Origin of the sequence: Brevibacterium sp., from assembly GCF_052105255.1 — a bacterium.
Taxonomy (GTDB): domain Bacteria; phylum Actinomycetota; class Actinomycetes; order Actinomycetales; family Brevibacteriaceae; genus Brevibacterium; species Brevibacterium linens_B.
In genome coordinates this window covers 1-12,863 of record NZ_JBQDYQ010000070.1, presented here as the reverse complement: position 1 = coordinate 12,863, position 12,863 = coordinate 1, and the positions used below count along the sequence as shown (strand labels likewise).

General features: G+C 65.3%; 9 protein-coding genes. 8 read left to right on the top strand and 1 reads right to left on the bottom strand.

Features of this window, described 5'->3' with window-relative positions; genetic code table 11:
- The first annotated feature begins 17 nt into the window (after nucleotides 1–17).
- From ACTIIH_RS14405 to ACTIIH_RS14395, 3 genes are all read left to right on the top strand, one after another.
- Nucleotides 18–1,226 carry an acetyl-CoA C-acetyltransferase gene (locus ACTIIH_RS14405; RefSeq protein ID WP_441452612.1) on the top strand — a complete coding sequence of 403 codons (1,209 nt, stop codon included), beginning with the start codon at nucleotides 18–20 and terminating at the stop codon, nucleotides 1,224–1,226.
- A gap of 1 nt (nucleotide 1,227) precedes the next feature.
- On the top strand, nucleotides 1,228–3,405 hold the full coding sequence (locus ACTIIH_RS14400; RefSeq protein WP_441452610.1) for a 3-hydroxyacyl-CoA dehydrogenase NAD-binding domain-containing protein: 2,178 nt from the start codon (nucleotides 1,228–1,230) through the stop codon (nucleotides 3,403–3,405).
- Between the two features lie 139 nt (nucleotides 3,406–3,544).
- Entirely contained in the window at nucleotides 3,545–4,465 is a 921-nt protein-coding gene (locus tag ACTIIH_RS14395; protein ID WP_441452609.1) for an NADP-dependent oxidoreductase, read from the top strand.
- Here ACTIIH_RS14395 and ACTIIH_RS14390 read toward each other — a convergent pair.
- Nucleotides 4,452–5,084: a TetR/AcrR family transcriptional regulator gene (locus ACTIIH_RS14390; protein ID WP_441452608.1), complete on the bottom strand. Its 633-nt coding sequence runs from the start codon at nucleotides 5,082–5,084 to the stop codon at nucleotides 4,452–4,454. The genes ACTIIH_RS14395 and ACTIIH_RS14390 overlap by 14 nt on opposite strands.
- Before the next feature lie 134 nt (nucleotides 5,085–5,218).
- On the opposite strand from ACTIIH_RS14390, the gene ACTIIH_RS14385 reads away from it, so the two are divergent.
- From ACTIIH_RS14385 to ACTIIH_RS14365, 5 genes are all read left to right on the top strand, one after another.
- Nucleotides 5,219–6,832 (top strand): carboxyl transferase domain-containing protein, encoded by a 1,614-nt coding sequence (locus tag ACTIIH_RS14385; protein ID WP_441452607.1) that lies wholly within the window; start codon nucleotides 5,219–5,221, stop codon nucleotides 6,830–6,832.
- Nucleotides 6,833–6,849: 17 nt separating this feature from the next.
- Nucleotides 6,850–8,847 (top strand): acetyl-CoA carboxylase biotin carboxylase subunit, encoded by a 1,998-nt coding sequence (locus ACTIIH_RS14380; protein ID WP_441452611.1) that lies wholly within the window; start codon nucleotides 6,850–6,852, stop codon nucleotides 8,845–8,847.
- 47 nt (nucleotides 8,848–8,894) lie between these two features.
- The gene (locus ACTIIH_RS14375) at nucleotides 8,895–10,067 is read left to right on the top strand and encodes an acyl-CoA dehydrogenase family protein (protein ID WP_441452606.1); all 1,173 of its coding nucleotides are present in this window, start codon (nucleotides 8,895–8,897) and stop codon (nucleotides 10,065–10,067) included.
- Nucleotides 10,068–10,259: 192 nt separating this feature from the next.
- Complete coding sequence (gene cls, locus ACTIIH_RS14370) at nucleotides 10,260–11,732, top strand: cardiolipin synthase (RefSeq protein ID WP_441452605.1); 1,473 nt, start codon at nucleotides 10,260–10,262, stop codon at nucleotides 11,730–11,732.
- Between the two features lie 153 nt (nucleotides 11,733–11,885).
- Entirely contained in the window at nucleotides 11,886–12,308 is a 423-nt protein-coding gene (locus tag ACTIIH_RS14365) for a hypothetical protein (RefSeq protein ID WP_441452604.1), read from the top strand.
- The last annotated feature ends 555 nt before the right edge of the window (nucleotides 12,309–12,863 follow it).

The following is a 12,863-nucleotide window of genomic DNA, read 5'->3' as shown; positions in this document are numbered from 1 at the left end:
CAGACTGTGAGGAACATATGAGCGAAGCGTTCATCTATGACGCAGTGCGCACCCCACGCGGTAAGAACCGCGGCGGGGCGCTGCACAGCGTCAAGCCCATCGATCTCGTCACCGGCCTCATCGACGCCGTACGCGAGCGCAATCCGGACCTCGACGACTCCCAGATCGACGACATCGTCCTCGGCGTCGTCTCTCCAGTCGGCGAACAGGGCAGCGACATCGCCCGTGTCGCCGCGATCGCCGCCGGCCTCGACGAGTCCGTCGCCGGCGTTCAGGTCAACCGCTTCTGCGCCTCCGGGCTCGAAGCCGTCAACATCGCCGCCCAGAAGGTCGGCTCCGGATTCGAGAACCTCGTCCTCGCCGGAGGCGTCGAATCGATGTCCCGTGTGCCGCTGGGATCCGACGGCGGAGCGTGGGCGCAGGACCCGACGACGAACTATGACACGTACTTCGTGCCTCAGGGAATCGGTGCCGACCTCATCGCCACCACAGAGGGCTTCAGCCGTGCAGATGTGGACGCCTTCGCCGCCGAATCGCAGAAGCGCGCCGCTGCGGCCTGGGAGAACAGCCTCTTCGAGAACTCGATCATCCCGGTCAAGGACATCAACGGCATCACCGTGCTCGACCGTGACGAGCACATGCGCCCCGGCTCGACCGTCGAATCGCTGTCGCAGCTGCCACCGGCCTTCGCCAAGCTCGCCGCTCAGACCGGGTTCGACGAGGTGGCTCTGCAGAAGTACCACTGGATCGAAGCCATCGACCACGTTCACACCGCCGCGAACTCCTCGGGAATCGTCGACGGCGCAGCGCTTGCCATCCTCGGCGATGAGGAGGTCGGCCAGAAGATGGGAATGAAGCCCCGTGCCCGCATCGTCTCCACCGCGGTCACCGGCTCGGAGCCCACGATCATGCTCACCGGTCCGACCCCGGCGACGAAGAAGGCCCTCGACAAAGCCGGCATGACCGTCGACGACATCGATCTGTTCGAACTCAACGAGGCCTTCGCCGCCGTCGTGCTCAAGTGGATGAAGGATCTCAACATCCCCCACGACAAAGTCAACGTCAACGGCGGAGCCATCGCCATGGGCCACCCGCTGGGAGCCACCGGCGCCATGATTCTGGGCACTGTCCTCGACGAACTCGAGCGCCGCGACCTCAAGCGTGGACTCGTCACCCTGTGCATCGGCGCAGGAATGGGCATCGCGACGATCATCGAAAGGGTCTGACATGACGAACACTGAAACCACAGCTGCCGACTACCAGCGCAACACCGATGCCGATGGCATCGTCACCGTCGTCATCGACGAGCCCGGCGCCAAGGTCAACACCATGAACGACTACTTCGCGGCCGCCCTCGAGGCGACCGTGGAATGGCTCGAAGCCAATGTCGACGACATCAGCGGTGTCGTCCTCACCTCGCCGAAGAAGACCTTCTTCGCCGGTGGCAACCTCAACAAGCTGCGTGAAGCCGACCCGGCCAATGCCGCAGAGGAATTCGAGGCTGTCGAACACCTCAAGAAGGTGCTGCGCCGACTCGAGACCTTCGGCAAACCCGTTGTCGCCGCCCTCGGCGGCGCGGCCCTGGGCGGCGGACTCGAACTCGCTCTGGCCGCCCACCATCGGATCGCGGCCGACGACAACCCGAGCGCCCGCTTCGGCTTCCCCGAGGTCTCACTCGGCCTGCTGCCAGGAGGGGGCGGAGTCGCCCGGTCGGTGCGCATGCTCGGCATCCAGACCGCGCTGCAGAAGACCATCCTGCCGTCGACGAAGTTCAAGGCCGCCGACGCCCAGGCGCTCGGCCTCATCGACGAACTCGCTCCTGCGGCCGAACTCGAATCCAAGGCCAAGGCCTGGATCAAGGCCAACCCCGAGGCTGTGCAGCCGTGGGATGTCAAGGGCTTCAAGATCCCGGGTGGCTCGCCGTCCTCGCCGAAGATCGGCGCGATGCTTCCCGCTCTGCCGTCCCTGCTGCGCAAGCAGGGCAAGGGTGCGCCGATGCCGGCTCCGCGAGCCGTGGTCGCCGCTGCGGTCGAAGGCGCACTGGTCGACATCGACACCGCGCTGACGGTCGAGTCCCGCTACTTCGTCAACGTCACCCACACACCGGTGGCGAAGAACATGATCAAGGCGTTCTTCTTCGACCTCGGCCACATCAACTCCGGCGGCTCGCGACCTGACGGTGTCACACCTCGTCAGGTGAAGAAGCTCGGCGTGATCGGTGCCGGAATGATGGGTGCGGCGATCGCCTACAGCGCTGCGAAGTCCGGTATCGAGGTCGTCCTCAAGGACGTCGAGCTCGCCAATGCGGAGAAGGGCAAGGCCTACGCCGCCAAGCGTGAAGAATCGGCCCTGGCCAAGGGCAGGACCACCGAGGCGAAATCGCAGGCCGTCCTCGACCGGATCACCCCGAGTGCCTCGGCCGAGGATTTCGCCGGTGTCGACTTCGTCATCGAGGCGGTCTTCGAATCCGTCGATCTCAAGCAGAAGGTCTTCGGCGAGATCCAGGACATTGTCGAACCTGATGCAGTCCTCGGTTCGAACACCTCGACCCTGCCGATCACCGACCTGGCTAAGGGCGTCACCCGCGACAAGGACTTCATCGGCGTCCACTTCTTCTCGCCGGCCGACAAGATGCCGCTGGTCGAGATCATCTGCGGTGAGAACACCTCCGACGAGGTCCTCGCCCGCACCTTCGACCTCGTGCAGCAGATCCGGAAGACTCCGATCGTCGTCAACGACTCGCGCGGATTCTTCACCTCCCGCGTCATCGGCACCTTCATCGCCGAGGCGGTCGCCGCCGTCGGTGAGGGAGTGGAGCCGGCCAGCGTGGAACAGGCGGCCCTGCAGGCCGGGTATCCCACCGGTGCCCTGCAGCTGCTCGACGAACTGACGCTGACTCTGTCGCAGAAGATCAACCAGGAGACTCGCGACGCGGTCGAGGCCGCGGGCGGCACCTGGGTCTCCCACCCCTCCGAAGCCGTCTTCGACTGGATGGTCGAGCAGGGACGGACCGGACGCAAGGACGGCGCCGGCTTCTACGACTACGACGAGAATGGCAAGCGCACCTCGCTGTGGGCCGGTGTGCGCGAGAAGTACGAGTCCGGGTCGAATGATCAGCCCTTCGCCGACCTGCAGGAGCGGATGCTCTTCGCCGAGGCGATCGAGACGATCAAATGCCTCGACGAGGGTGTGCTCACCTCGGTGCCGGACGCGAACATCGGTTCGATCTTCGGCATCGGGTTCCCCGCCTGGACCGGCGGCGTGCTCCAGTACGTCAACCAGTACGAAGGCGGACTGGCCGGCTTCGTCGATCGGGCGAATGATCTGGCTGCGAAGTACGGCGAGCACTTCACCCCGCCGGCCTCGCTGGTCGAGCGTGCCAAGACCGGGGAGACCTACGAATAAGTCGCAGGTCAGCTAGGCCCTGCCTGACCCCATGATCGCCGAGGCGGGGCCGGCCCCCGGAATAGCCTGTTGGCCTTCCGGTGTTGTTCAGTGGCACTGAGACTTCAGTGTCACTGACATCTACCGGAAGGCCATTGCTATGCGCGCCGCCGTCTACGACGCCTACACCGAGAACTTCGACGACATCACCGTCCGCGAGCTGCCCGATCCGAAGCTGCCGCCCGCCTCGGTGCTCATCGAAGTCAGGGCCGCCGGAGTCAACCCGGTCGACTGGACACTCGTCGGCGGGCACCTCGACCCGTTCATGCCCACGCAGTTCCCCGTCACCCCGGGCTGGGACGTCGCCGGTGTCGTCATCGGACTCGGCTTCGACACCCCGGAATTCTCCATCGGCGATGAAGTCGTCGCCTATGCGCGCAAGGACGTGCTCGGCGGCGGAACCTTCGCCGAGAAGGTCGCGGTCCCGGTCCATGCGGTGGCTCCGAAGCCGAAGAGCCTGAGCTGGGAACAGGCCGGCGGTCTGCCGTTGGCCGGCGGCACCGCTCTGCGGACCCTCGATGCCCTCGGCGACCTGGAGGGCAAGACCGTGCTCATCCACGGAGCATCCGGGGGAGTGGGCAGCTTCGCCGTGCAGATCGCCCGGGCGGCCGGAGCACGCGTCATCGGCACCGCCTCTGAAGCCAACCACGAGTACCTGCGTGGGCTCGGCGCTGAACCCGTGACCTACGGCGACGGTCTGGTCGAGCGCGTTCTCGAGGCCGCCGGCGGCAAGGTCGACGGGGTCGCAGACTTCGTCGGGGGAGTCCTCGATGACACGCTGGCCGTGCTCGCCGAGGACGGCAGCCATGCCTCCGTGACCGATCCCAGCGTCGCCGAGCACGGCGGACGGCACATCTGGGTGCGCCCCGACGGCTCCGAGACCGCACGCCTCGGTCTCCTCGTCGACGAAGGGAAACTCACCGTCGCCGTCACCGGCACCTACGGCCTCGACGACGTTCCCCAGGCCTTCAAGGACAGCGCCACCGGACACGTCCGCGGCAAGCTCATCATCGTTCCTTGAGTCCCAGCGCCGCGGCAGCAGCGGCGCGCAATTCGACCCCGACCACCTCGGCGCTGGAGCGACGAGCCCGGTGCGGGGTCGAATTCATCATCCCGAACGCCGCATGCACGCGCACAGTGGACGATTCCAGAGTCCACGTCGGATGGGCGGCCTCGACGACCTCCGCCCACCGACTGACATAGGCACGCTGGAGACGCCGCACGGTCCGTCGCGATTCGTCCGGCAGCGCTTCAAGGTCGCGGTCCTGGATGCGGATGAGCTCGGGCTCGCCCATGGCGAAGTCGACATGGAAGTCGATGAGACGTTGCAGAGTCCGGGCCGCCTCGGTGGGGGAGATCCCCGAGGCGGTATCCCAGGCCGCGGAGACGATCTCCTCACCCCCGGACTGCAGATACGCCGAAATTCCGACGAGCAGCTCTTCGAGCACGGCCTCCTTCGACGAGAAGTGCCGGTAGACCGCCGGTGCCGAGATCCCCGCACCTTTGCCCAGGTCATCGAGGCGCACCCCGTGGAAGCCGTGCCGGGCATAGAGCGTCTTCGCGACCTCGAGCAGCTGCTCGCGCCTGGCTGCCTTCGCCGCTGCCCGCGCCGTCGGCTTGGCCGCGTCCGAGATCGACATCCGGCCTCCTTCCCTGAGCCTGATGCCCAGCGTCGCGGACGACGTCGGTGTGTTCTGGCTCGTGCGTTGTCAGTTCTGCCTGTGAGCAGTATCATAGCAGTCAGTTAAGAATCATTAACTGAAATGAGGATGGAATGAGAGCAGTGGGAACTGCGGTCAGTCCGGCGACGGGGCAGGTCAACTCCGAGGCCCACGCCGAACTCATCGCTGAACTCCGGGAGCGCATTGCGGCCACGGCCCGCGGCGGTTCCGAGAAGTCCAGGCAACGTCATATCGATCGTGGCAAGCTGCTGCCGCGTGAGCGCGTCGAGTATCTCCTCGACCCCGGCACCCCCTTTCTCGAACTCTCCCCGCTGGCCGCCAACGGCATGTACGACGACGCCAGCCCAGGAGCCGGAATCATCACCGGCATCGGCCGAGTCGCCGGACGCGAATGCGTGATCGTGGCCAATGACGCCACCGTCAAGGGCGGCACCTACTACCCGGTGACCGTGAAGAAGCACCTCCGGGCCCAGGAAGTCGCCAAAGAGAACAACCTTCCGTGCATCTACCTCGTCGACTCCGGTGGGGCGAACCTGCCGAACCAGGACGACGTCTTCCCCGACCGGGAGCACTTCGGCCGCATCTTCTTCAACCAGGCCACGCTCTCCGCTGCCGGCATCCCGCAGCTGGCCGCCGTCATGGGCTCCTGCACCGCCGGCGGCGCCTACGTCCCGGCCATGGCCGACGAATCGATCATCGTCTCCGAACAGGGCACGATCTTCCTCGGCGGCCCACCCCTGGTCAAGGCCGCCACAGGTGAAGAGGTCACCGCCGAAGAACTCGGCGGCGGCGCACTGCACTCTCGGGTCTCCGGCGTCACCGACCACCTCGCCGCCAATGATCCCCATGCGCTGGAGATCATGCGGGACATCGTCTCCACTCTCGGGCCGAAGAGCACCCCGAACTGGGACGTCATCGAATCCCGCCTGCCGGCACACTCGCCGGAGGAGCTGACCTCCGTCGTGCCCGTGGATTCACGCACACCGTATGACGTCCGCGAGGTCATCGCCCGCCTCGTCGACGGATCCGAGTTCCACGAGTTCAAAGCCGAATACGGCACGACCCTCGTCACCGGATTCGCTCACCTCGACGGACACCCGGTCGGGATCGTCGCCAACAACGGCATCCTCTTCGGCGAATCCGCGCAGAAGGGCGCCCACTTCATCGAACTCTGCGACCAGCGCAGCGTGCCCTTGGTGTTCCTGCAGAACATCTCCGGGTTCATGGTCGGCCGCGACTACGAAGCCGGCGGCATCGCCAAACACGGCGCGAAGATGGTCAACGCCGTCGCCACCGCCCGCGTCCCGAAGTTCACCGTCGTCATCGGCGGCTCCTTTGGCGCCGGCAACTATTCGATGTGCGGCCGAGCCTACTCTCCGCGCTTCCTGTGGATGTGGCCCAATGCCCGCATCTCCGTGATGGGCGGCGAACAGGCCGCCAGCGTGCTCTCCACCGTCAGACGCGACCAGCTCGAGGCTCGCGGCGAAGAGTGGAGCGCAGAGGCCGAAGACACCTTCAAACAGCCCATCCGCGACCAGTACGAAGCCCAGGGCAACCCGTACTACTCCACGGCACGTCTGTGGGATGACGGAATCATCGAACCCGGTGACACCCGCCAGGTACTGGCACTGGCCCTCGAACTCGCCCGCTTCGGACCGATGGAACGCCCGCTGAATGCCAGCGGCTACGGCGTCTTCAGAATGTGAGCCCCACCATGACGAAAATGTTCACAACCGTGCTCATCGCCAACCGCGGCGAGATCGCCCTGCGCGTCATCCGCACCTGCCGCCGCCTCGGCATCCGCACCGTCGCCGTCTACTCCGACGCCGACGCCCACGCGGCCCACGTCAAGGCCGCCGACACCGCGGTCCACCTGGGCCCGGCGGCCGCGTCCGAGTCCTATCTGCGCATCGACAAGGTCATCGCCGCCGCGCAGGCCACGGGAGCCGAAGCCATCCACCCCGGCTACGGCTTCCTGTCGGAGAACGCCGAGTTCTCCGCCGCCTGCGCCGATGCGGGAATCGTCTTCCTCGGCCCCGGAGCCGACGCGATCCGAACGATGGGTGACAAGATCACCGCGAAGCAGGCGGTGTCCTCCCGCGGGGTGCCGCTCGTGCCCGGCACGAAGGACGCCGCGATGAGCGACGAGGCCCTTATCGCCGCCTCGTCAGACATCGGCTTCCCAGTGCTCATCAAGCCCTCAGCCGGGGGCGGAGGAAAAGGCATGCACGCGGTCTTCGAAGCGGGCAAGCTCGCCGAGGCGCTGGTCACTGCCCGCCGCGAAGCCGCGAGCTCCTTCGGCGACGACACCCTGTTCCTCGAACGCCTCGTCGCCACCCCGCGCCATATCGAAGTCCAGATTATGGCCGACTCTCACGGCAACGTCATCCACCTCGGCGAACGCGAATGCTCCCTGCAGCGCCGTCACCAGAAGGTCATCGAGGAAGCACCCTCGGCGCTGCTGGACGAAGAGACCCGCGCCCGAATCGGCCAGGCCGCCTGCGAGACTGCGAAGTCCGTCGGCTACGTCGGCGCCGGCACCGTCGAATTCATCGTCGGTGCCGACCGCCCCGACGAGTTCTTCTTCATGGAGATGAACACTCGACTGCAGGTCGAACACCCCGTCACCGAGGAGGTCACCGGGGTCGACCTCGTCGAACTCCAGCTGCGCGTCGGCGCGGGCGAAGAGCTGCCGCTGACCCAGGACGCCATCACGCTGACCGGGCACTCGATCGAAGCGAGAATCTACGCCGAGGACCCCTCGCGCGGATTCCTGCCCACCGGCGGTCGCGCCCTCGATGTCGTCTTTCCGGACGGGGAGGGCATCCGCGTCGACGCCGGGCTCGAGGCCGGGCAGACCATCGCCTCGGACTACGACCCGATGATCGCCAAGCTCATCGTCCGCGCCGATGACCGCGCCCAAGCCATCGCCCGCCTCGATTCCGCGCTCGCCGCCTCGGCGGTTCCGGGGATCGTGACGAACATCGACTTCCTGCGCACTCTCATCGGCCTGCCCGAGGTGGTCGCCGGCGAGCTCGACACCTCACTCATCGACAACCTTGGCGAGGATCAGCTGGCGCACGCTCCCAGCGAACTCCACGCGCAGCTGGCGGCGGCAGCCGTCACGGTCACGGGGGGAGCGACAGGCACGACCCTGACCGGACCGGTCACAGCCGCCGACCTGTCGGCGAATCGGTCGACCGCCTCGGCGTGGGCAGGACCCAGCTCCTGGCGCACCTCACGTCCGGGCTTCCGCCCCACGGTCACCCTGGCCACCGGAGGACAGCCGAGCGCGGTCGAGGCTCGCGCGGGAGCCGCCGACGTCGATGACGACGGACTGTGGCATGTCACGCTCGACGGGATTCAGCACACGGCGCGGATCTTCTCCGATGCCAGTGACCGCAGCATCTGGGTGAGCACCGACACCGGAATTCACGTCTTCACCCGGCCATTGGCCGATTCGTCGCTGACACCGGGACTCGAAGGCGCCGAGGTGCTCGCACCGATGCCCGGCTCCGTCGTCGATATCAAGGTCGAGACCGGGGACTCAGTGGAACAGGGAGACCCGATCGTCGTCGTCGAAGCGATGAAGATGGAACACGTGCTCACCGCGCCCGCAGCCGGAATCGTCACCGTCACCGCTGTCGAAGGCGCCCAAGTCGCCCTCGACGAGGTGCTCGCCACAGTCGTCGACGAAGCCGCCGCCGAGGCCGTCGACTAGTCACCAGCCACTCACACCACAACCACGCCACAAGCGGGGAGGAAACAATGGAAACCTTTGTTCCGGGCATGCTGCCCGAAGAATACGAAGACCTGCGCCAAGGTGTCGCGAAGTTCGCCGACGAAGAGGTCGCACCCGTCTCAGCCGAACTCGACGCCAAGCACGAGTTCCCCTACGACCTCGTTGCGAAGATGGGCGAGATGGGGCTCTTCGGCCTGCCCTTCGACGAAGAGTACGGCGGCATGGGCGGCGACTACTTCGCCCTGTGCCTGGCCATCGAAGAACTCGGCCGGGTCAACCAGTCCCTGGCCATTACGCTCGAGGCCGGGGTCTCGCTCGGAGCGATGCCGATCTACCGCTTCGGCACCGAAGAGCAGAAGAAGGAATGGCTGCCGAAGCTCACCGACGCCTCGGGCCTGGCCGCGTTCGGCCTGACCGAACCCGAGGCCGGCTCCGACGCCGGCGGCACCCGGACCAAGGCCACGCTGGAGAGCGGGACTTGGACGATCAACGGCAGCAAGTGCTTCATCACGAACTCCGGCACCGACATCACCCGCCTGGTCACCGCCACCGCCGTGACCGGAACCCGAACCTCTGGTTCGGGCCGCGAAGTGCCGGAGATCTCGACGATCATGATCCCGACCGGCACCCCTGGCTTCACCGCCGAACCGGCCTATGACAAGGTCGGCTGGAACTCCTCGGACACGCACCCGCTCACCTTCGACAACGTGCAGGTGCCCGAAGAGAACCTGCTCGGCGAACGCGGACGCGGCTACGCGAACTTCCTGCGCATCCTCGACGAGGGCCGCATCGCCGTCGGCGCCCTGTCCGTCGGCGCCGCCCAGGGCTGTGTCGACGAATCCGTGAAGTACGCGAAGGAGCGCCAAGCCTTCGGCAAGCCGATTGCCGACTTCCAGGGCATCTCCTTCAAGATCGCCCGCATGGAAGCTCGCGTCGTCGCAGCCCGGTCGGCGTACTACCTCGCGGCTTCGCGGATGCTCGCGGGACTCCCGTTCAAGAAGGAAGCCGCCGTTGCGAAGATGATCGCCGGCGAAGCAGCCATGGACAATGCGCGCGACGCCACCCAGATCCACGGCGGCTACGGCTTCATGAACGAATACCTCGTCGCCCGCCACTACCGCGACTCGAAGATCCTCGAAGTCGGCGAAGGCACCACCGAGGTCCAGCTCATGCTCATCGCCCGCGAACTCGGACTCTGAGCTCAGTTCATCGCCTGTCTCAGGTGTGGGTGCCGACCTCCCGTCGGTCACCCGACCGAGCTTGAGCACCATCATCGCCCGCCGAGGCGGCGCCTCACCTGTCTACGGACGTGCGGGGCCGCCTCGGCGGGCGATATTCTTATCCGACATCACCGTGAGGTGAGACGGCGACCGAAGGGGAAGTGGGAGCACATGGATCTCAGCATGGTGGCATCGGTGGCGACGACGACGTGGATCGTCGTTGAATACATCGTGAAGATCATCGCGGTCGGTGTGGTGCCGGAGAACCGTCGCCCGTCATCGTCATCGGCGTGGCTGCTGCTCATCCTGTTCGTGCCGGTCGTCGGCATTCCCGCATTCCTGCTGCTCGGCAGCCCGTATATCGATCAGCGCCGGGCGCGGATCCAGGCCGAAGCGAACGAACTCATGCACAAAGGTGCCGACGACCTGCCGGACGTGCCGCCATCTCTGGTCGCAAAGCCCGAATTCGTCTCCGTCGCCCATCTGGGACGGGCACTGACCGCACTGCCGATGGTCACCGGCGACAGCCACGGGGTGATCTCGGACTACGAGGACTCGATCGAACGGATGGCCGAACTCGTCGACGGGGCACACGAATACGTCCACGTCGAGATCTACATCATGGCGTGGGACTCGACGACGGACGTCTTCTTCCGGGCGCTCGAGCGAGCGTCGGCACGCGGGGTCGAAGTCCGTGTCCTCTTCGACCATATCGGGTCTCGGAAGTATCCGGGATTCCACCGGCTCGGCAAGCGACTGAACGCCGCCGGCATCGAATGGCACCTGATGCTGCCGTTCATTCCATGGCGCGGCAAGGCCCGGCGCATCGATCTGCGCAACCACCGCAAGCTGCTCGTCATCGACGGCAAGCGGGCGATGATGGGTTCGCAGAACATGATCGATTCGAGCTACCTCAACAGGAAGAACTCCCAGATCGGGCGGACCTGGCACGACATCATGGTCGAGCTCTCCGGCCCCATCGTCGCCGGAATCGAAGCTGTGTTCTCCACCGACTGGTATTCCGAATCGGGACAGGCGCTGGGCATCCGCCCGTACGAGCGCGACACCAACGAGCCCGAAGTCGGCGGGGCGACGAGTGCGATGCAGCTGGTTCCCTCGGGACCCGGGTTCACGACCGCTCCGAACCTCAAGGTCTTCACCTCGATGATGTACCTGGCGCAGAAGCGTCTGGCCATCGTCAGCCCCTACTTCGTCCCCGACGAATCGCTGCAGGCTGCCGTGGAGACCGCGGCCAGGCGAGGGGTCGACGTCGAGCTCTACGTCAGCGAGCAGGCGGACCAATACATGGTCGACCGGGCACAGTCGTCCTACTACCGGTCGCTGCTCGAAGCGGGGGTGCGGATCTTCCTGTACCCGAAACCCGCCGTGCTGCACACGAAGTGCTTCATCGTCGACGACCTCTACGCCGTGATGGGCTCATCGAACATGGACATGCGCTCGTTCGGTCTCAACTACGAGATCAGCCTGCTGACCACCGGCGGCGACCTGGTCGACGACATCGTCGACGTCGTCGCCGACTACCAGGACGTCAGCCGCGAACTCACCCTGGAGGAATGGGAGAAGCGGCCGTGGCCCCGTCGGTACATGGAGTCCGTCATGCGCCTGACCTCTTCGCTGCAGTAGCCGGGCCGGGGGAAGGCTGCTTCGCCGAGAAACGGGCTGATCAGTCGTCTCGATCGCTCGTCTGATCTCGGCGAAGATGCGAGGCCTGAAGAGGTCGCCGAAGCTCAGGTTGAAGACTTTGAAACCGGCATTGAGAAGATCCATATTGCGCTGATGACTCAATTTGGCCGCCTCATCGGGGCCGTGAGGGTTGAGATAGAACTTGCCGAGACCGTGGACTTCCACTGCGACAGCAGCGAACTTGTGCCGAAAGTCATTGCGTCCGATGAACTTTCCCGACTCTGCGAAGGTGTCGACCTGCGGGACCATTCCGGTGATTCCGAAGCGATGGAACTTGACCGCACAGACCGCCTCGGCTGGAGATTCATATTCGGCGCTCGAGAGATCAACGGCCAAGAGGGCTCTTCGGCGTCCGCGTTGCCCTTTCACCAGCAGATCGGTGATGTCTGCCCGGCCCACCTCTCCCGAACGGAGTGCTTGAGAGATGAGCGGGACGGAAACCTCGAGCGAACGGTCCAGAGCAAAGTCAGCCAGAGTCCTGGTCAGAACAGTGACCGGATAGGCGAACGCGGATGAGACCTGTTCCGGTGGAAGTCTGCGCGAGTAGATGAACACACCATCGTAATTGCGGGTAGGGGAGTCCCTGGAGATCTCGACTTTCGACGATTCGAGAACGGCTGGGTCAAGACGGTGGATGAGCGCAGCCGAAACATGGGAGAACACATCACCAGGCAGAAGCTCATCGAGGCGGCATGCGATCTTGACCCGGAGCTCCTCGGCTTCGTCCCGCATATCTCCGAAGGTTTTTGGGAACGAAGTGTCGCGAGATGTCGATAGACCGCGGATGGGTCCGTGATGGTCAGCATCACACGACTTGCGGATCACGTAGTGACCCTTCCTGACGAGGCGCAGGCAGCATCGCTTCGCTTCGGCCAGCTGTCTGCGGGACATGCCGAGTCCACGGAGCTGCTTCGTCGTCAGCACTTGGAGCATCTATCAAGGATGACTCCAAAGATGCACAAATGCAAGCAAGTGATACTAAATGTTATGTAGTGTGGGCACTGGCTCCATCGATAAACGGGCTGAGTGTCGAGAAACGCATGTGCACGGTATGTGTCAACTTGTTTGAGA